Origin of the sequence: Mycolicibacterium parafortuitum (genome assembly GCF_010725485.1) — a bacterium.
In the GTDB taxonomy this organism is placed as follows: domain Bacteria; phylum Actinomycetota; class Actinomycetes; order Mycobacteriales; family Mycobacteriaceae; genus Mycobacterium.
Window position 1 is genome coordinate 5402318 of record NZ_AP022598.1, and the last position, 19033, is coordinate 5421350.

At 66.8% G+C, this 19033-nt stretch carries 19 protein-coding genes; 8 read left to right on the forward strand and 11 right to left on the reverse strand.

From position 1 onward, the window contains the following. Positions 1-32 precede the first annotated feature (32 nt). Positions 33-773 (reverse strand): TetR/AcrR family transcriptional regulator, encoded by a 741-nt coding sequence (locus NTM_RS25535; protein ID WP_104863873.1) that lies wholly within the window; start codon positions 771-773, stop codon positions 33-35. Positions 774-926: 153 nt separating this feature from the next. On the opposite strand from NTM_RS25535, the gene NTM_RS25540 reads away from it, so the two are divergent. Both NTM_RS25540 and NTM_RS25545 read left to right on the forward strand, forming a co-directional pair. Continuing rightward, entirely contained in the window at positions 927-2108 is a 1182-nt protein-coding gene (locus tag NTM_RS25540; protein WP_083141480.1) for a geranylgeranyl reductase family protein, read from the forward strand. Between the two features lies 1 nt (position 2109). Next, positions 2110-2664 carry a hypothetical protein gene (locus NTM_RS25545; protein WP_104863872.1) on the forward strand — a complete coding sequence of 185 codons (555 nt, stop codon included), beginning with the start codon at positions 2110-2112 and terminating at the stop codon, positions 2662-2664. On the opposite strand, the gene NTM_RS28645 is transcribed toward NTM_RS25545, so the two are convergent. Next, on the reverse strand, positions 2636-2785 hold the full coding sequence (locus tag NTM_RS28645) for an MFS transporter small subunit (protein WP_170311999.1): 150 nt from the start codon (positions 2783-2785) through the stop codon (positions 2636-2638). The two genes, NTM_RS25545 and NTM_RS28645, sit on opposite strands and share 29 nt — an antisense overlap. Further along, a complete protein-coding gene (locus NTM_RS25550) occupies positions 2782-4152 on the reverse strand; it encodes an OFA family MFS transporter (protein ID WP_163768876.1) in 1371 nt (456 codons plus the stop codon). The genes NTM_RS28645 and NTM_RS25550 overlap by 4 nt, the downstream gene beginning before the upstream one ends. Before the next feature lie 77 nt (positions 4153-4229). On the opposite strand from NTM_RS25550, the gene NTM_RS25555 reads away from it, so the two are divergent. Then, a complete protein-coding gene (locus NTM_RS25555) occupies positions 4230-4646 on the forward strand; it encodes a VOC family protein (RefSeq protein WP_163768878.1) in 417 nt (138 codons plus the stop codon). Between the two features lie 3 nt (positions 4647-4649). Here the strand turns inward: NTM_RS25555 and NTM_RS25560 are convergent, their stop codons facing one another. Then, positions 4650-5354, reverse strand: a complete 705-nt coding sequence (locus tag NTM_RS25560) for a LysR substrate-binding domain-containing protein (protein ID WP_163768880.1) — start codon at positions 5352-5354, stop codon at positions 4650-4652. Positions 5355-5382: 28 nt separating this feature from the next. On the opposite strand from NTM_RS25560, the gene NTM_RS25565 reads away from it, so the two are divergent. After that, positions 5383-5769 (forward strand): DUF5997 family protein, encoded by a 387-nt coding sequence (locus NTM_RS25565; protein ID WP_163768883.1) that lies wholly within the window; start codon positions 5383-5385, stop codon positions 5767-5769. A gap of 25 nt (positions 5770-5794) precedes the next feature. Here NTM_RS25565 and NTM_RS25570 read toward each other — a convergent pair whose 3' ends face one another. After that, the gene (locus NTM_RS25570; RefSeq protein WP_163768885.1) at positions 5795-7414 is read right to left on the reverse strand and encodes a flavin-containing monooxygenase; all 1620 of its coding nucleotides are present in this window, start codon (positions 7412-7414) and stop codon (positions 5795-5797) included. A gap of 20 nt (positions 7415-7434) precedes the next feature. Beyond that, positions 7435-8382 carry an alpha/beta hydrolase gene (locus NTM_RS25575; protein ID WP_163768887.1) on the reverse strand — a complete coding sequence of 316 codons (948 nt, stop codon included), beginning with the start codon at positions 8380-8382 and terminating at the stop codon, positions 7435-7437. Positions 8383-8572: 190 nt separating this feature from the next. Here NTM_RS25575 and NTM_RS25580 point away from each other — a divergent pair, with 190 nt between their 5' ends. Then, positions 8573-9304 (forward strand): SDR family NAD(P)-dependent oxidoreductase, encoded by a 732-nt coding sequence (locus NTM_RS25580; protein WP_163768889.1) that lies wholly within the window; start codon positions 8573-8575, stop codon positions 9302-9304. On the opposite strand, the gene NTM_RS25585 is transcribed toward NTM_RS25580, so the two are convergent. Beyond that, entirely contained in the window at positions 9298-11022 is a 1725-nt protein-coding gene (locus NTM_RS25585) for a sigma-54-dependent Fis family transcriptional regulator (protein WP_163768892.1), read from the reverse strand. The two genes, NTM_RS25580 and NTM_RS25585, sit on opposite strands and share 7 nt — an antisense overlap. Before the next feature lie 177 nt (positions 11023-11199). Here NTM_RS25585 and NTM_RS25590 point away from each other — a divergent pair, with 177 nt between their 5' ends. Genes NTM_RS25590 through NTM_RS25600 form a run of 3 tightly spaced genes read left to right on the forward strand, consistent with a single transcriptional unit; the run spans position 11200 to position 14914 of the window. Continuing rightward, positions 11200-12693 carry an NAD-dependent succinate-semialdehyde dehydrogenase gene (locus NTM_RS25590; RefSeq protein WP_179963998.1) on the forward strand — a complete coding sequence of 498 codons (1494 nt, stop codon included), beginning with the start codon at positions 11200-11202 and terminating at the stop codon, positions 12691-12693. Then, positions 12690-13961, forward strand: a complete 1272-nt coding sequence (locus NTM_RS25595; RefSeq protein WP_104863857.1) for an iron-containing alcohol dehydrogenase — start codon at positions 12690-12692, stop codon at positions 13959-13961. Before NTM_RS25590 ends, NTM_RS25595 begins: the two co-directional genes overlap by 4 nt. After that, entirely contained in the window at positions 13949-14914 is a 966-nt protein-coding gene (locus NTM_RS25600) for a 3-hydroxyacyl-CoA dehydrogenase (RefSeq protein ID WP_179963999.1), read from the forward strand. Before NTM_RS25595 ends, NTM_RS25600 begins: the two co-directional genes overlap by 13 nt. A gap of 78 nt (positions 14915-14992) precedes the next feature. Here the strand turns inward: NTM_RS25600 and nrdE are convergent, their stop codons facing one another. From nrdE to NTM_RS25620, 4 genes are all read right to left on the reverse strand, one after another. Then, on the reverse strand, positions 14993-17161 hold the full coding sequence (nrdE, locus tag NTM_RS25605; RefSeq protein ID WP_163768898.1) for a class 1b ribonucleoside-diphosphate reductase subunit alpha: 2169 nt from the start codon (positions 17159-17161) through the stop codon (positions 14993-14995). Next, positions 17128-17574, reverse strand: a complete 447-nt coding sequence (nrdI, locus tag NTM_RS25610) for a class Ib ribonucleoside-diphosphate reductase assembly flavoprotein NrdI (RefSeq protein ID WP_104863854.1) — start codon at positions 17572-17574, stop codon at positions 17128-17130. Before nrdI ends, nrdE begins: the two co-directional genes overlap by 34 nt. A 54-nt stretch (positions 17575-17628) precedes the next feature. Further along, on the reverse strand, positions 17629-17883 hold the full coding sequence (gene nrdH, locus NTM_RS25615; RefSeq protein ID WP_104863853.1) for a glutaredoxin-like protein NrdH: 255 nt from the start codon (positions 17881-17883) through the stop codon (positions 17629-17631). 572 nt (positions 17884-18455) lie between these two features. After that, positions 18456-19007, reverse strand: coding sequence for an NAD(P)H-dependent oxidoreductase (locus NTM_RS25620; RefSeq protein ID WP_163768900.1), 552 nt, complete (start codon positions 19005-19007; stop codon positions 18456-18458). Between the last annotated feature and the right edge of the window lie 26 nt (positions 19008-19033).

Sequence of the window (19033 nt, forward strand, 5' to 3'; positions counted from 1 at the left end):
CTGGCAGGACCCAGCACTCCTAGGACCGGGCGTCAGGCGACCTGTTCGCGGCGCTTGACGCCTTCGTGCAGCGGCACGTCCGGGTCGATCTTGATACCCAGCACCTCGCAGGTGCCGTTGATGGAGCCGACCATGATCGTCGTCAGGTAGTCGATGAACTTCTCCGACGGCAACCGCCGCGGGCTGTCCTGTTCGGAACCCAGCCACCAGTCGGTGGCCGAGGCGGCGGTGCCGAAGGTGGCGAAGCCGGCCAGCTCGAACGCGGCGTAGTCGAGTTCCATCTCTTTGAGCTCGTTGTTGAACATGTCGGCGATGGCCAGCGTGATGTCGCGGCCCTCGTTGAGCGCCCGCATCGCCGACTCGCCCTGCTCGGCGAACCGCCCCTGCATCAGAAACCGCACCACGTTGGGGTGTTCGTCGACCAGCCGCACGTACTGCTGCACCGCGCGGAAGATCACGGTGCGAGCCGGGTCGGTGGCGATGTCGATCGACGGGAAGATCGCCGCCCACAGCATGTCTCGCATGCGGGTGCCGATGGCCTGGAACAGGTCGGCCTTGTCGGTGAAGTGCCGGTAGATCTTGGGTTTGGCGGTTCCGGCCTCCTCGGCGATCTCGCGCAGAGACACCTCGGGGCCGAGGCGGTCGATGACCCGGAACGCGGCGTCGACGATCTCGGCGCGCACCTTCTTGCGGTGCTCGCGCCAACGCTCACTGCGGGCGTCCACTTTGACACCCGGTTCGCCGCTCGCGCGCGCTCTGGACCCTCGTCGCACCCGCTCACTGTACCCGCTGGGGCGGCGCTGACCTGCTCAGACCGCATCGTGGAGGCCGCGCGTGGCCAGAATGTGGGCAAAATCGCTCGGCGCGCGCGTTCAGCGGATTTGGGTACTATCTCCTGCGACAGCGCGGCTCAACGAGAGAGATTTATGACGCAGCGATACGACGTGGTCATCGCAGGTGGCGGTCCTTCCGGGTCCGCCGCCGCATGGCAGGCCGCACAGACCGGCGCCAAAGTGGTGGTGCTGGACAAGGCTCAGTTTCCCCGCGCCAAACCCTGCGGTGACGGTCTGACCGCGCGGGCGGTCAGCTACCTGCAGAAGATGGGCCTGGCCGACGAGGTCGCCACCTACCACCGGGTCAATCGGGTCACGGTGTTCAGCCCGAGCCGCTGGGAGCTGTCGTTCCCCAAGCGCCCCGGCATGCCTGACCACGGCCACACGGTCAGCCGTGAACACCTCGACACGACGCTGCTCAAGCACGCCGAATCCGTCGGTGCGGAGATCCGCCAGGGCGCCGAGGTGGCCGGCCCCGAACTCGACGCCAGCGGCCGTGTCATCGGGGTGGTGCTCAAGAGCGGCGAGAAGGTGTACGGCGACGCGGTGATCGCGGCCGACGGCGCTTACTCCCCGATCAAGCGCGCGCTCAAGATCGACTCCGATTACAACGGCTATTCGGCGATCGCGATCCGCTCCGAGATGCCGGCCAACCGCCCGGACACCGACTCGCTGGACATCTATCTCAAGCTGATCTTCGAGGGCGACCAGCTGCCCGGCTACGGCTGGGTGTTCCCGATGGGCAACGGGATCTTCAACATCGGGCTCGGCTACGTCAACAGCTACAAGAACTGGCAGTCGATCAACGCGACGCAGTTCCTCGGCGAATTCCTGCGCTCGCTGCCGAGCGAGTGGGAGCTGCCGCCCATCGAGGAACTCAAGAAGAACAAGAGCGTGCGCGCGTGGCGGCTGCCGATGGGCTTCACGGCGTGGCCGCCGTGGCGGCCCGGCGTGCTGTTCACCGGTGACTCGCTGGGCGCGGGCAAGCCGGCCTCGGGTGCGGGCATCTCCAAGGCGCTCGAATCCGGTTTGGCCGCAGGCGAATGCGCGGTGGCAGCGTTGACCAACGGTGGACCGGACGACTTCACCAACTACGCGCAGCGGATGGAAGCGGCGTGGGGCCGGGAGTACCGGCGGGGTCGGCTCATGCACAAGCTGATCGGGCAGCCGAAGCTGGCCGACGCCGGGGTGCGGCTGATCGACAACGCGGCGTTCCGCGATCGGATGCTCAAGGCGCTGTACAAGAAGGCCCAGGGCCCGCAGCACACGTTCTGACGTGTCCGCCGCCGCGCGCCTTGCCGAACTCGGCGTGGTGCCGATCGAGCCCGGCCTGACCGACGACGAGATCGACTGTGTCGAACGCGATTTCGGTGTCGAGTTCGCTGACGATCACCGTGCGTTCCTTCAGGCTGGGCAACCGGTCGGCCCGTCGTGGCCGAATTGGCGTGGCGAGGGCCGTCGCAGTCTGGCCAAACGACTGCAGCTGCCCGCCGACGGTGTGTTGTTCGCGGTGGAATGGCGGCAGTTCTGGGGTGCGGACTGGGGGCCGCGTCCGGCGCGGATGAAGGACGCGTTGCGCACCGCGCGGTACCGGCTGGACCGTGTGCCGCAACTGATCCCGGTCCACAGCCACCACTACCTGCCCGCCGGGCGGGGCTCGTCGGGTCACCCGGTGCTGTCGGTGGTCTCCACCGACGTCGCGGTGCGCGGTGCGGACCTGTCCGACTTCGTCGAGGTCGAGTTCGGCTCCGGGCAACCCCGCGTCACCGATGCCGTCGCGACCGTGGCGTTCTGGTCGGAGCTCACGCCCCGAACAGCCGGCCCGCCTTGATCAGCAGCTCGTAGAGGCCGTAGCCGAAGGGTACGGCGACCCACACCCACGCCAGCACGATGTAGATCTTCGGCACCGTCGGGGTGTACTCGTGCAGTTCGTCGGCGGACTGGTCGGTCATCGGACCGCCCCCTCTCTGTCGGTGGCACCCGCCTTGTCGGGTTCATGCCACTTGGCGTCGACCGGCCGGATCAGTTCGTTGGCGACGAACGCGATCACCAGCAGCGCGATCATGATCGAGAACGACAGCGTGTAGAGCTCGGGCCCCTCCTTGCCCGCCTCCGCCTGCCGGTCTGCGACGAAGTTGACGATGATCGGACCGAGCACCCCGGCCGCCGACCACGCGGTGAGCAGCCTGCCGTGGATCGCGCCGACCTGGAAGGTGCCGAACAGGTCGCGCAGGTAGGCCGGCACCGTCGCGAAGCCGGCACCGTAGAACGACAGGATCAGGATCGTCGCGATCAGGAAGACGAGCTTGTTGGAGTTCTCCATCAGCGTGATCGTCAGGTACAGCAGCGCGCCGGCCCCGAGGTAGAGCCGGTAGGCGTTCTTACGGCCGATCTTGTCCGACAGGCTCGACCAGCCGATGCGCCCGAGCATGTTGCCCAGCGACAGCATCGCGACGTATCCGGCCGCCGCGGCGGCCAGCCCGGCTGCGGCCGTACCGGCGGCCGGGAAGTAGTCCTGGTAGATCGGCGACGCCTTCTCCAGGATGCCGATGCCGGCAGTCACGTTGAAGCACAACACGATCCACAGCAGCCAGAACTGCGGGGTCTTGATCGCGTTGCCGGCTGAGACCTGTCCCCCGGTGACGATCGAGTCGGCCTGCACCGGTGGCGGTGTCCAGTTCGACGGTTTCCAGTCCGGTCGCGGCACCCGGATCAGCAGCCAGCCCAGCGACATGAACACCGCGTAGACGGCGCCGTGCACCACGAAGGTCTTCGCGATGCCCGCGGTGTCGGTGCCGAACATGTCGAGCATCGCCGTCGACCACGGTGACGCGATCAGCGCGCCACCACCGAACCCCATGATGGCCAGGCCGGTTGCCATCCCGGGCCGGTCCGGGAACCACTTGATCAGCGTCGACACCGGCGAGATGTAGCCGATCCCCCAGCCGATCCCGCCGAGCAGTCCGTAGCCGAGCAGCACCAGCCAGAACTGGCCGATCAGCAGACCCGCCGAGCCGACCAGCCAGCCCCCGCAGAAGCAGCAGGTCGCGGCGAACATCGCCGCGCGTGGGCCCGCGCGTTCGACCCAGGTGCCGAACAGCGCCGCCGACAGCCCCAGCACGACGATGCCGACGGTGAACGGCAACGCGCTCAACGTGCCGGAGATCCCGAGGGATTCCTGCAGCGGGAGCTTGAACACGCTCCACGAATAGGCCGCGCCGACCGACAGGTGGATCGACAACGCGGCCGGCGGGACCAGCCAACGACTCCATCCAGGCGAGGCGACGATGCGTTCTCTGCTGAAAAACGGCGCGGTCATGAAACGGGGCATACCCACTTCACCGGCGAGTGTGACGTGGATCTCCAGATGTCGGGGCCCGGAGCTACCGTGACCGCATGGAGCAGCGCATCAGCCTCATCACCCTCGGCGTCGACGACCTCACCCGGGCCCGCCGCTTCTACGAGCAGGGCCTGGGCTGGGCGCCCAAGGACGCCCCCGAGGGCGTCGTGTTCTACCAACTCCCCGGTATCGCGCTGGCCCTGTTCGGCCGTGACGATCTCGCCGAGGACGCCCGCCATCCGGTCGACGGCCGCTTCAGCGGGATCACGATCGCGATCAACCAGCGCACCGAAGCCGACGTCGACGCGGTGCTGTCCCAGGCCGAGGCGGCGGGCGCGACGATCCTCAAACCCGCCGAGAAGGTGTTCTGGGGCGGCTACTCGGGCTACTTCGCCGACCCCGACGGGCACGTCTGGGAGGTGGCACTGAACCCGCAGTGGACGATCAACGACGACGGGACGCTGACCATCTGAAGGTCAGCGGCGCTTGGGACGGCCCGGTTTGCGCGCGGTCTTGCCCGCGGCGGCGCGGGCGGCCTGTTTGGCGAGCGTTTTCTCCCGCGCGGTGCGTTTCGGCGCGGGCTCGCTCTGGCCGCGCGACGAGCCCGGTTTGCGGCCGCGGACTATCCCGACGAACTCCTCGACCGGCGGCTGCTGCGGCCCCTCGGGGAAGGCGAGCGCCACGGGGCAGGTGGGCGCATCCACGATCGGGCGGTAGGTGAGGTCCTTGCGGTGATGCAGCCGCGCCAGGGACTGTGGAACGACCAGCACACCGACCCCTGCTGCGACGAGTTCGATTGCGGCGGCGGTGTTCTCGGGGCGATGCTCGACGGGGACACCGGGGGCGTCGGGCCAGGCGACAACGTCGTCGGCCGGGATCAGCACGGGCTGACCCTCGAGGTCGGCGGCGCGGAGCTCATCGGCGGCGCTCAGCAGGTGACCGGTCGGCACCACGGCCACGGTGGTCTCGTCGTAGAGCGGGATGACGGCCAACCCGCTCGTATCGGCGGGCAGCCGAATCAGCGCGATGTCGACGTCGCCGTCACGCACCGCGGCGGTGGCATCGGCCGCGGCGACAGGGATCAGCGTCAGCTCGGCGTCGCGGTGGCGCTGCTCCCAGATGCGGGCCCACTTCGCGGGTGTTCCGCCGGGGACGTACCCGAGGGTCAGCGAGGGCGTCACGGCCTCAGGCTACCGATAAGCTCGGGCCATGAGCAGGCCGAACGCGCAGTCCATGAAACCCGCCACCGCGGCGAAGAAGCTGGACGTGTACCTACCGGCGACGCCTGAGGAATTTCAGCAGAACCCGATCACCCGCGCCGAGTTGGCCGCGCTGCAGGCGGACCCGCCGCAGTGGCTCAAGGACCTGCGCAAGAACGGGCCGCATCCGAAAAACCTGGTGGCAGCCAAGCTCGGCATCTCGATCGCCGCGCTCGGGCGCCACGATGTCGACAACGCGCTCACCACCGAACAGATCGAGCAACTGCTCGAGGAGAAGCCGGAGTGGCTGGTCGCCGAGCGCGAGAGCTATCAGGATGTGCTGCGCGAGCAGCGCCGCCTCAAAGCGGTCCGGGCCGAGCAGGCGCGCGAAACCTGACCAGGGTCGCAGGCCCATCCCCCAGCTAGAGTTGGGCGGGCACCCGGGTTGCGAGCATCGAGGCGTAGCCCGACTCCTCAAGTTCGCGGCAGTAGTGCTGGTACACCTGTCCGCCGCCCATGTACACCTGGAACTCCTCGCGCTTTCCCGGCACATTCTCGCCGAGGAACCACGCCTTGGCCTTCTTGCCCTCGGTGTACATCACGGTCGCCTTGCCGGTGCGCTCGGTTTCCTCGGCCCACCATTCCTCGGACTCCGGCGTTGCCTCGAACGCCTGCACGTCGTTCTCCTGCGCCCACTGTAGAGCCCGCTGCAGCCACTGGGCCCCCAGTTGGATCGGCACCACGAGATTGGAGTACGGAGTCTGCGGTCCGAGTGACATGAAGAAATTCGGGAAACCGTGCACGCTGATACCCAGATTGGACCGCAGGCCGTCGCGGGCCCAGCGCTCGCGCAGGCTGATGCCCTCGCGGCCGATGATGTCGATGTTGGTCAATGTGCCTGTCATCGCGTCGAATCCGGTGGCGAAGATCAGAACGTCGAGTTCGTACTCTGTATCCCCCACCCGTACCCCGGCCGGAGTGATCGCGCCGATCGGCGTTGTCGCAGTGTCGACCAACTGCACATGGTCGAGGTTGAAGGCGTCGTAGTACCCGTGCCCGGTCGGGACACGTTTCCCGTTGAACGAATAGGTTTTCGGGCACAGCAGTTCAGCAGTGTCCGGATCCTTCACGATCTCGCGGATCTTGGACCGGATGAACTCCGACGCCAGTTCGCTGGCCTGGTGGTTGGTCGCCAGATCGGTGAAGCACTCATTGGCGAAGTGAAATCCTCCTTCGTTCCACTTGCTTTCGAAGATCACGCGCCGCTGCTCTTCTGACACTTCGAGTGCGCTGTACCGGGCGGGTTCCATGGCCACTCCGAACGGGTGGGCGGCGGCCTTGGCGTAGATGTCGTCGTAGTTGTCGCGCAACCACTGCATGTCCTCGGGTGTGACGGGGTCGTTGGTGGTTTCGACGATGAAGTTGGGAGTGCGCTGGAAGACGACGAATTCGGCGACCTGCGGGGCGATCTCGGGGACGATCTGGATACCGGAGGCGCCCAGCCCGATCAGGCCGACTCGCTTGCCGGCCAGGTCCACACCCTCGCGCGGCCAGTGAGCGGTGTGGTACTTCTGGCCTGCGAAGGAGTCGATGCCCGGGATGTCGGGGTAGATCGCCTGGGACAGCACGCCCATCCCGCTGATCAGGTACTTGGCAACCAGCGGTTCACCGTCGTCGGTCTGCACGGTCCAGGTGTTGGTCCCCTCGTCATAGCGGGCGGACTGCACTCGGGTGTTGAGCCGGATGTCCCGGCGCAGGTCGAGGTGGTCGGCCACGAAGTTCAGGTAGGCCAGCACCTCGGCCCCTGCCGGATAGCGCTGAGTCCACGTCCACTCGTCGCGTACCTCCTTCGAGAACGAGAAGGAGTAGTAGCTGTACTCACTGTCGGTGCGCACGCCGGGATAGCGGTTGGCCAGCCAGGTGCCTCCCACACCGTCCTGGGCGTCGAGAACGACGGTGTCGAGGCCGATTTCACGGAGATGATGCAGGATCGCCAGACCGGAGAAACCGGCTCCGATGACGATGGCGTCATGAGTGCTCATGCGGGTGGTCCTTTCTTCGGTCAGGCGGACGCGGAAGTCGCGGTGCGGCGGTGGGCGTCGGCGTTGCGGCGGCCCCGGTACCAGGCGGCCATGGTGGCGATGGCTTCGTCGGCGGCAGGCCACCGTCCGGCTTGCAGCGGAAAGACGTGCTGCTGCCCGGCCGCGACATCGAAGGTGACGTCGACGCCGGCCTCAGCCGCCAACGTGTGCAGGCGGGCGGCGTCGGCGTAGAGCGATTCCACGTCGGCCGCAGTGATGTAGAGCGGAGGGAACCCGGAGAAGTCTGCGTAGAGCGGGTTCACCAGCGGATCACGAGGGCTCGCTCCACCCGACAGATAGCGGTCGATGTTGCCCTGCAGGCCTTCCCGGGTGATCAGGAAGTCGGTGTCGTTGTTGGTCTCGATGGTTTCGCCGCTGTTCTCCATGTCCAGCCACGGTGAGATGGTCAGCACCAGCCCGGGACCCGCGGTGCCGCGCCGCCGCATCCGCAGCGCGGTGGCGATCGCGATGTTGGCCCCGGCGCTGTCGCCGACGAAGGCGATGTCCGCCGAGTCGATGCCGGACTCGACCAGCGCGTCGAACACGGCGGTGGTGTCGTCCAGTTGGGCAGGGTACGGATGCTCCGGCGCCCGCCGGAAGTCGGCGACGAATCCGGTTGCCCCACAGGCGCTCGCAACGTGGCCGGCCAGCTTGCGGTGGCTGGCCGACGAACCCAGCGCGAACCCGCCGCCGTGCAGGAACACCAGCACCTGGCCCGGATCGGCAGCCAAAGGAGTGACCAGGATTCCCGGTACTCCGCCGAATTCGGTCGACTTGTAGGTGACGTCCTCAGGCTCTGCAGTCACCCGTTGCCAGTCTTCGAACACCCATCGCATCATGCGCAGCGACATCTCGGGGTTTGCGACGAACTCCTCAGACCACTCGGCGTACGCGATGCCCAGAGGATCCGTCAGGTGAGGCGTGCTCATGGCTTCTCCTGAATTCTGTTGACCGCGGCTGTGATCCGCCGCACTGCCCCAGTGTGTGAACCGGCCGCCGCCCGTTCTGCGAGGTGTCGCAGATTGACACACCGCTGTCTCACCGTGACGCAGCGCACGGCAGCGGAGTCGCCCGAAGGTTGTCTGGCAGTGGCTCGACGACACCGACAGGAGAGCATCCATGAACCGTCTGACCGACAAGGTCGCCCTCGTCACCGGCTCCTGCCGCGGCATCGGCCATGCCATCGCCGAGGCATTCGTCCGGGAGGGGGCCATCACCGTCGCCACCGGCCGCGCCAAGACCGACGAGTCGTTCGGCCCGCGGTCGCCTGGTATCCACTACCGCCAACTCGACGTCGCACGGGAGGACGACTGGGCGACGGTGATCGCCGACGTCGTCGACCGCTTCGGCCGGATCGACGTGCTGGCCAACAACGCCGGCATCATCGCCTACCAGTCACTTCATGAGCTCACCGTCTCCGAGTGGGAGCGGGTCGTCGCGACCAATCAGACCGGCACCTGGCTGGGCATGCGGGCGGTCATCCCCCACATGGTCGGTCAGCGCAGCGGTTCGATCATCAACGTGTCGTCGATCTGGGGCAACGCCGCGGTCGCCGGCGCCCACGCCTACCACGCCACCAAGGGCGCGGTGCGCAACATGTCCAAGAGCGCGGCGATCAGCTATGCCAAGGACAACGTCCGGGTCAACTCGGTACACCCCGGTTTCATCAAGACCCCGCTCACCGATGCCCAAGAGGTCGAGATCAACGACTTCGTCGTGTCGCAGACCCCGATGGGACGCGCGGGTCTGCCGGAGGAGATCGCGAGCGGGGTCGTCTTTCTCGCCTCAGATGAGGCGAGCTTCGTCACCGGCTCCGAACTGGTGATCGACGGCGGCTACCTGGCTCAGTGAGCGCGACCGGACAGGTGGTAGGTCTTCAGCTTCCGGTGAATGGTCGCACGCGAAACACCGAGCAGTTCAGCGGCTTTCGAGCGGTTGCCACCGGCTTCCTGCAGCGCGCGCCGGATGGCCTCCATCTCGGTGCGTTCGATCATCGACCACGATCGGTGCGCGCGCAGGCCCTGGGGCAGATTGTCCGGGCCGACGGCTCCCCGGACACCTTCGGCGATCATCTGGGATACCACGGCACGCAGCTCGGCGAGGTTGCCGGCCCACCCGGCAGCCTCCAGCGCCCTGCGGGCGTCATCGGACAGGGTCAGCCGCAGCCCAGGCGAACGTTGCGCCACGAACGCGTTCCACAGTGCACCGAGATCGCCGGTGCGTTCCCGCAGCGGAGGCACCCACACCATCGCCACCCCGAGCCGGACGGCGTACGCTTCGGCCGCCGCAGGGCTGTCGGCGGTCACGGTCAGCGACACCGACGCGGCGCTGCTGTCGATCAGGGTGCGCAGGGCGTCGAGTGCCCGCGCGTCGAGGTGCTCGACGGCACGGATGACGACTCGCGGGGCGGTGGCCATGGTGCCTGCCAGATCCTGGAGCCAGGCCTGCTCGCCGACGATCTGCCGCTGCGCGGTGTGCACAACGGCGACGTCGTCGTGAGCGACGCCCAGTCGGTGCGGGCGGCCCAGTGCCAGAGACGTTTTCCCGGTGCCTGACTCGCCGGCGATCAGGATCGCGCTCCGTGCGGAAATGTGCCTGCTGACCTGATGCGCGGCATGCAGCCACGCTTTGGTCTGGCCCACGAGTGAATCGGCTGTCGGCCCGACGCGACGGGCCGACGACACCCTCGGCGCGGGGCGCAGCGCCGCAATCACACCCGCCGAGCCGTCGAGTACCCGCACGTCGACCGTGGTGGCGCCGACGGAAAGCTCGGCGGTCATCCGGGTGTCGTGACGCAGGCCCGCGCACAGATGCCCGATCAGGTCGACGTCGGACTGGGTGAGTTCACCGGCACGCCTGCTGCGCATCGTCAGCCCGTCCGGCCCGAAGGCCACCACCGGGCCGTCGTGCCGGTCAGAGGTGTCCAGAAACGCCGCGAGCATCGCCCGCGCGCCGGGCTGCGCGACATCGAGCACATGCTGCTGGAGTTGAGCGGCAAGCGAATTCGTCAGCGGCAACAGGAGTCCGCTGCGTTCGTCGATGCGCGTGGACATGGTCACGGCCGCCAGGAGTTTGCCGGTGATCGGATGCCACACCGGGGCGCCGGTGCACAGGGCGTCCTGGTAGACGTCGGCGAAGTGTTCGGCGCCCTGGATGAGCACACTCTTACCGGAGGCCAGGGCGGTACCGACGCCGTTGGTGCCGACGACGTCCTCGGCGAGCACTGCTCCGCGCACCGTGCCCAGCCGGTCGAGTTGATTCATCGCCGCCGAGTCCTGCGACCAGCGCTGCACGATGCGGCCCTGCGCGTCGGCGAGCAACAACCCCATGCCCGAGCCTGCGAGGTCCTCGGCCGCGCGGGCCATCGGGGCCTGGAACATCTCCAGCAGATGGTTGTCCAACAGTTCTTCGTCGACGCGGGGCACGTCGCGGACATTGCCTGGCGCGCCGAGTGCACTGGTCGAGCGAAGCCACGATTGCAGCAGCTCCGGCGGTACCGCCTGATCGGCCGAGGTCAGAAGCTGTGCACGGAGGTCCTGGATCCGCGGTCCGCTGCGTGGTTCCGGCACATCCAACTCCTTGCATCTCGCCACCGGCATGGACTCCCGAAAGCGATCTAGGTCACACACCCTACCGTAATCGGGCCACACCACCGATCGTGCGCCAGTGCGTCACCGGCACCGGGCACTGTCTCAAAAAGATGCACTCTTCTCTGGTCTCGGCGTCTGCGCCCTAGCGTGCAAACCATGACCACGACCCTTGCCTGCGCCGCCGAGACCACCGTGCACGGCCGACGCGTGCGCACCGGACTGTTCATCGACGGACAGTGGCGTGATGCCGAAAAGACCTTCGCCGTACTCGATCCGGCGACCGGCGCCGAGGTGGCCCAGGTCTCCGACGGGTCGGCCGCGGACGCCCTCGCCGCGCTCGACGCCGCAGACCGCGTCCGGTCCGCGTGGCGGCATGTCGCACCCCGCGACCGCGCCGCACTGTTCACGCGTGCACACCGGTTGCTGCTGTCGCGAGCCGACGAGTTCGCCGATGTGATGACCGCAGAGAGCGGCAAACCGCTGACCGAGTCGCGCGCGGAGTTCGCGCTCTCGGCGGAATTCTTCCTCTGGTACACCGAGCAGATCGCGCATCTGCACGGCACCTACGCCCCGTCGTCGCACGGCGGCTATCGGGTGATCACCACCCATCAGCCGGTCGGCCCGGCGCTTCTGATCACGCCGTGGAACTTCCCGATGCTGATGATCGCGCGCAAGGCCGGTGCCGCGCTGGCGGCCGGATGTCCCGTGATCGTCAAGAGCGCCAAAGAGACTCCGCTGACCTGCGCGCTGTTCGTCGAGACCCTGCAGGAGGCCGGCTTTCCCGACGGCGTCGTCAACCTGGTGCACACCACCGACTCAGCCGCGATGTCGGCGACGCTGATGACCGACGACCGGCTCCGCAAGGTCAGCTTCACCGGCTCCACCGGGGTCGGCGCCACCCTGTTGCAACAGGCCGCGCCCGGCATCATCAATGCCTCGATGGAACTCGGCGGGGACGGACCGTTCATCGTGCTCGACGACGCCGACGTCGAACTCGCCGCCGCGCAGGCCGTGCTCTGCAAGTTCCGCAACGCCGGGCAGGCGTGCGTCGCGGCCAACCGGATCATCGTGCACAGAGCCGTCGCGGAGGCGTTCACGGCCCGGTTCGTGGAGCTGACCGAACAGTTGAGGGTCGGAAACGGCTTCGACGCGGGCGTCGACGTGGGGCCGATCATCTCCGCGCGTCAACGTGATTCGGTGGTCGAGCTCGTCGAGATCCTGAACCAGGCCGGGGCCGAACTGCTGACCGGCGGCTCGGCGCTGCCAGGAGACGGGTACTTCTTCTCCCCCACGGTCTTCCGCGTCAAAGGCCGGCCGGAACAACTGTGCAGCCGCGAATTGTTCGCACCGGTCGCGACGATCTACGAGGTGGGCTCGACGGCCGAGGCCGTCGAGTTCGCCAACGACACCCGTTACGGGTTGGCGGCGTACGTGTTCACCAAGGACCTGTCGCGGGCCGTCGCGGTCGGTGAGCGACTGGACTTCGGCATGGTCGGCATCAACCGGGGCATCATGGCCGACCCGGCTGCGGCGTTCGGCGGCATCAAGGCGTCCGGTCTGGGCCGCGAGGGCGGGCATGACGCCATCTACGACTACCTCGAACCGAAGTATCTCGCGCTCACCGTCGACGAGGAGGAAGGCCTGTCATGACCACCGTTCTCCCGGCGCCCGAAGCGGTCCGCAGCATCAACGAGATCGGGATCGGGTTGCTGCGCCAACCCTCGATGGTGCTCTTCGGTCCCGGTCAGCGTCGTCAGATTCCGCGCGTGGTGGCGGGCGTCGCGCGCCGGGTCCTGATGGTCACCGACGCCCGTATGAGCGCGTCGCCGGAGTTTGCGCAGATCACCGAAACGCTGGCCGAACAGGGCATCTCGGTGCTCGTCTACGACGGCACCGAACCCGACCTGCCGCGTCGCAACGTGGTCGACATCGCACAGCGGTTCTCCGATTCCGCCGTCGAGGCGGTCGTCGGCATCGGCGGGGGGTCGTGCATGGACCTGGCCAAGGTGGCCTCGGTGGTGCTCACCCACGGCGGCGATGTCCGTGACTACTACGGACAGTTCTTGGTGCCCGGCCCGGGAATTCCGGTCGTGACCGTACCCACCACCGGCGGCACAGGTGCCGAAGTCACCTGTATCTCAGTGATTTTCGATGAGGATCAGGGCATGAAGGTGGGGGTGGCCAGCCCGCATCTGGAGGCGTACGCCGCCATCATCGATCCCGAGTTGACGTTGACCTGCCCGCCCGGATTGACCGCCGCGTCCGGCGCCGACGCGCTGTCACATCTCATCGAGTCCTTCACCGGGCGCGCCAAGAATCCGGACACCGGACAGTTGGCGACCACACTGTACGCCGGTAAGAACGTGCTGGCCGACGTCTATGCCCGCACCGGGCTCGCGCTGTTGAACCGGTCCCTGCCCGCCGTCGCCGCCGACCCGGCCGATCTGCCGGCCCGCTCCGACACCCTGTTCGGCGCATACTGCGCCGGGATGGCGATCAACACCGCAGGCACCGCAGGGGCGCATGCGATCCAGTCGCCGATCGGCGCGCTCACCCACACCCCGCACGGCTTCGGTATCAGCGCCCTACTGCCGTACGTGATGCGTTACAACCTGCCTGCCCGGCTGCCGGAGTTCGCCGAGATCGGCCGCATCCTCGGCGTGGCCCGCGAGACGGACACCGAGGAGCGCCAGGCGCAGTCGGCGATCTCCCGGATCGAAGACATTCTGCAGACCCTCGGCGCCCCAATTGATCTCCGCACGCTCGGACTGCAGCCCGGCGACTTCGAGTACGTCGCCAAACAGGCGATGCTGGCCACGCGGCTGACCGCCAACAATCCCCGGGAACTCACCGTCGACTCGGTGCAGGCGATCCTGCGGCGCGGCTACGACGACGATCGCAGTTGGTGGCAACTGTGACTCATCCACCGGTGACGATTCTGGGTGCCGGTTCGATCGGGGTCTCCTTCGCGATCCTGTTCGCCACCAACGCGTTCGACGTCACGGTGTACGACCCGGCGCCCGACGCGCTTCCCCGGGCAGCCGCGGACCTACGAGCGCGGCTGGACCAATTGGCGGCCTGCGGCGTTCTCGACGACGACTGCGGCGCGGTCTGTGCATCTGTCCGCTTCACCACCGATCTGGCCGCAGCCCTTGCCGATGCCGGGTTCGTCCAGGAATGCGCACCGGAGGACAGGGAACTCAAACGGGACCTACTGCAGCGCGCCGCGGCGCTCACCGGTGCCGACGTGCCGTTGATCAGTTCCAGTAGCGCGATCGTGCCCAGCGAGATCGCGCACGGCATGACGCCCGACGCGGCAGAGCGCACCCTCGTAGGGCATCCCGGCAATCCGCCTTACCTGCTGCCGGTGGTGGAGGTGGTGCCGTCTCCGTCGACACGCGCCGAGATCGTGAGCACCGCGGTCACGACGTACCGGTCGGCCGGAATGCGCCCGGTTCTGGTGCGCCGCGAGGTCGAGGGCTTCTTGTTCAACCGCCTGCAGGGCGCATTGCTGCGGGAGGCTTACTGCCTGGTCCGCGACGGCGTCGCCACGGTCGACGACATCGACGAGGTGGTGCGCAGCGGACTGGGCCTGCGATGGAGTGTCATCGGACCGTTCGAGACGGCGGATCTGAACACCCGCGGCGGCATCGAATCACACGCGGCGAAGATGGGTCCGGCGTATGAACGCATGGGAGCCGAACGGGGTCAACATGATCCGTGGACTCCAGAGCTGGTCGCGGAGGTCACCGCGCAACGGCGCATGCTGCTGGATCTCGACGATTGGGACGAACGGGTGCGGTGGCGCGACCGTCGGCTGATCGAAGTACACGCCCGCCTCGGGGCCGACCGATGCCCGAGCGAGAGCTGACACCGGGGCCGAGTGTGGGGGTTGTGCACGCTGAATCATCGATTCGCGTGCACAACCCCCACACTCGTCAGTCTGCGCTTACAGCATGCAGCTGACGCAGCCCTCGACCTCGGTGCCCTCCAGAGCCATCTGGCGCAGCCGGATGTAGTACAGCGTCTTGATGCCCTTGCGCCACGCGTAGATCTGCGCCTTGTTCACGTCGCGGGTGGTCGCGGTGTCCTTGAAGAACAGCGTCAGGCTCAGACCCTGATCGACGTGCTGGGTGGCCGCGGCGTAGGTGTCGATGACCTTCTCGTAGCCGATCTCGTACGCGTCCTGGTAGTACTCCAGGTTCTCGTTGGTCATGTACGGCGCCGGGTAGTAGACGCGCCCGATCTTGCCTTCCTTGCGGATCTCGACCTTGCTGGCGATCGGGTGGATCGAGCTGGTCGAGTGGTTGATGTAGGAGATCGAGCCCGTCGGCGGCACCGCCTGCAGGTTCTGGTTGTAGATGCCGTGCTTCTGCACCGACTCCTTCAGCCGCTTCCAGTCCTCCTGGGTCGGGATCCGGATGTCGGCATCGGCGAAGAGCTGGCGCACCTTGTCGGTCTTGGGCTCCCACACCTGCTCGGTGTACTTGTCGAAGAACTCACCCGAGGCGTACTTCGACTTCTCGAACCCGCCGAACGCCCTACCGCGTTCGATCGCAATGCGATTCGATGCCCGCAGCGCGTGGTAGAGCACACAGTAGAAGTAGATGTTGGTGAAGTCGACGCCCTCTTCGGAGCCGTAGAAGATCCGCTCCCGGGCGAGGTAGCCGTGCAGGTTCATCTGGCCGAGGCCGATCGCGTGCGAATCGTTGTTGCCCTGCTCGATGGACGGCACCGACCAGATGTGGGTCTGATCGCTCACCGCGGTCAGTGCCCGGATCGCGACCTCGATGGTCTGCGCGAAGTCCGGTGAGTCCATCGCCTTGGCGATGTTCAGCGAGCCGAGGTTGCAGGAGATGTCCTTGCCGACCTTCTTGTAGGACAGGTCCTCGTTGAACTCCGACGGCGTGGAGACCTGCAGGATCTCCGAGCACAGGTTCGAGTGGGTGATCTTGCCGTGCACCGGGTTGGCCCGGTTCACCGTGTCCTCGTACATGATGTACGGGTAGCCCGACTCGAACTGCAGCTCGGCCAGCGTCTGGAAGAACTCGCGCGCCTTGATCTTCGTCTTGCGGATCCGGGCGTCGTCGACCATCTCGTAGTACTTCTCGGTGACCGAGATGTCGGCGAACGGCACGCCGTACACGCGCTCGACGTCGTACGGCGAGAACAGGTACATGTCCTCGTTCTTCTTCGCCAGCTCGAAGGTGATGTCCGGGATGACCACGCCGAGGCTCAGCGTCTTGATGCGGATCTTCTCGTCGGCGTTCTCACGCTTGGTGTCGAGGAACCGGTAGATGTCGGGATGGTGCGCGTGCAGGTACACCGCACCGGCACCCTGGCGGGCACCGAGCTGGTTGGCGTAGGAGAACGAGTCCTCCAGCAGCTTCATGATCGGGATGACGCCCGAGCTCTGGTTCTCGATGTTCTTGATCGGCGCGCCGTGCTCACGAATGTTGGTCAGCAGCAACGCGACTCCGCCACCACGCTTGGACAGCTGCAGCGCCGAGTTGATGGACCGGCCGATGGACTCCATGTTGTCCTCGATGCGCAGCAGGAAGCAGCTGACCGGCTCGCCGCGCTGCTTCTTGCCCGAGTTGAGGAAGGTCGGGGTGGCCGGCTGGAACCGGCCGTCCATGATCTCGTCGACCAGCTGCTCGGCGAGCGTGGTGTCACCGGCGGCCAGCGTCAGCGCGACCATCACGACGCGGTCCTCGAAGCGCTCCAGATAGCGCTTCCCGTCGAAAGTCTTGAGCGTGTAGGAGGTGTAGTACTTGAACGCGCCGACGAACGTCGGGAACCGGAACTTCTTCGCATAGGCGCGATCCAGCAGTTCCTTGACGAAGTTGCGCGAGTACTGGTCGAGCACCTCGCGCTCGTAGTAGTTCTTCTCGATCAGGTAGTCGAGCTTCTCGTCCTGGCTGTGGAAGAAGACCGTGTTCTGGTTGACGTGCTGCAGGAAGTACTCCCGCGCCGCCTGCACGTCCTTCTCGAACTGAATCTTGCCGTCTGCGTCGTACAGATTCAGCATCGCGTTCAGGGCGTGGTAATCCATCTCCCCCGGAAGCGCGTGCGCGCCGGAGGTTACAGGTTCTGCAGCTGTGACGGTTGGGGGCACGACTGGTCCTTCCAGAAATCTTGTAATCCTGCTCGGACGGCGAAGACGTCGTCCGTTGTTCCCATGAGTTCGAACCTGTAGAGGAACGGGACGCCGCACTTGCGCGACACCACCACCCCCGCGTAGCCGAACTCGGCGCCGAAGTTGGTGTTGCCCGCGGCGATGACGCCGCGGATCAACGCTCGGTTGTGTTCATCGTTGAGGAAGGCGATCACCTGCTTGGGGACGTAGCCCCCGCGATCGGGATCGGGACCGTTGGCGTGCCCGCCGCCGTACGTCGGAAGGACGAGCACGTAGGGCTCGTCCACCCGGATCCGGTCCTTCAGCGGGATCCGGACGGCGGGCAGTTCCAGCTTCTGGACGAATCGGTGCGTGTTCTCCGAGACGCTGGAGAAGTAGACGATATTGCCCACGGTTACTCCTCCCACGAATCGTTGTTGTTCAGCGGTGACCGGAAGGCCGGCGGCCTACGCGGTGGCGGTGACCGCGCCGGCCAGCGCCTTGATGCGGTCGGGACGGAATCCCGACCAGTGCTCGGTGCCGACCACGACGACCGGGGCCTGCAGGTAACCGAGCGCCATCACGTAGTCGCGGGCCTCGTCGTCGACGCTGATGTCGACGACGTCGTAGGCGACGCCCGCCTTGTCGAGAGCCTTGTAGGTGGCGTTGCACTGCACGCAGGCCGGCTTGGTGTACACGGTGACGGTTGCGGGCTGAGTCATCTGCGGTACGGCTCCTAATCGAGAAGACGGGGTGGCTGGCAACTGCTGAGATGGTTCTGGTCGCTATGTATCAGCGCCCCGGAAGGCACCGAAATTCCAGGCTGTCCGAGCGCGCGGCCGGTGGGTGGTGACACCGACTTCGCCGGAAGTTCTGGTCCCTACAGATCCCTAGATCTTGGGGGTCTGTTGGTGTTCGAAACACTACACCTAGTGTCCGACATTCAGAAGAGATACAAGATGTTCTGAATAACATTTCTGAAATTCCCAGGTCGTAACCGTTTCGCACCTCCTGACACCGGCGTGTCGCGTTTCACACGGCGTGTCGTCGCCCAGGCCGCCGGCACCGCCTCACGTCTACCAGGGACCACTGACAACACCGCGTCACCGGCGCGCCGCACTCCCCCGACCCAGCAAACAGAAAAACGCCCCGCCACCGCCGCCAGCAAACCCACCAGTGGGGCTCATCCGGCAGCGCCGCGGGGCGCTTCCTCAGTTTTCACAACGGCCACGTCCGTGTCAGCAGGCACACCGGCGGCGGACGGAGCCAAGCCCGGCGGTCCGGGCAATTCGGCTCAGCCGATCTCGGCGACCAGCTTGCCGATGACGTCACGCAGCCGCGCGGTCACCTCGGCGTTCTCGCGCGGATGCTTGCCGTCCAGCGACGCGCCCGGAATCGACAGCTCCAGACCGTCCACGATCCGGGGACCGGCGATACCGAGCGTCTTACGCGTCTCGTCGTGGGCCCACACACCGCCGTACTGCCCCAGCGCGACGCCGATCACCGCGGCGGGCTTGTCCTTCAGCGCGCTGTTTCCGTAGGGCCGCGACAGCCAGTCGATGGCGTTCTTGAGCACTCCCGGGACCGAGCCGTTGTACTCCGGCGTGACGACCAGCGCCGCTCCGGCGGCCGCGGCGGCCTCCCGCAGCGCGACGACGGGCTCGGGGGCGTCCTCGGTGTCGAGGTCCTCGTTGTAGAACGGCAGGTCCCCGAGGCGGTCGAACCGTTCCAAGACGACGCCCTCGGGCGCCACTTCCGCGGCGAGCTCGGCGAGCAGGCGGTTCACCGACGCCGCGCGCAGGCTTCCGACGAGCACAAGGACCTTGCTGGTGGCGGTCTCGGACATCGTTCTCCTTCACAGTTGTTCCAACG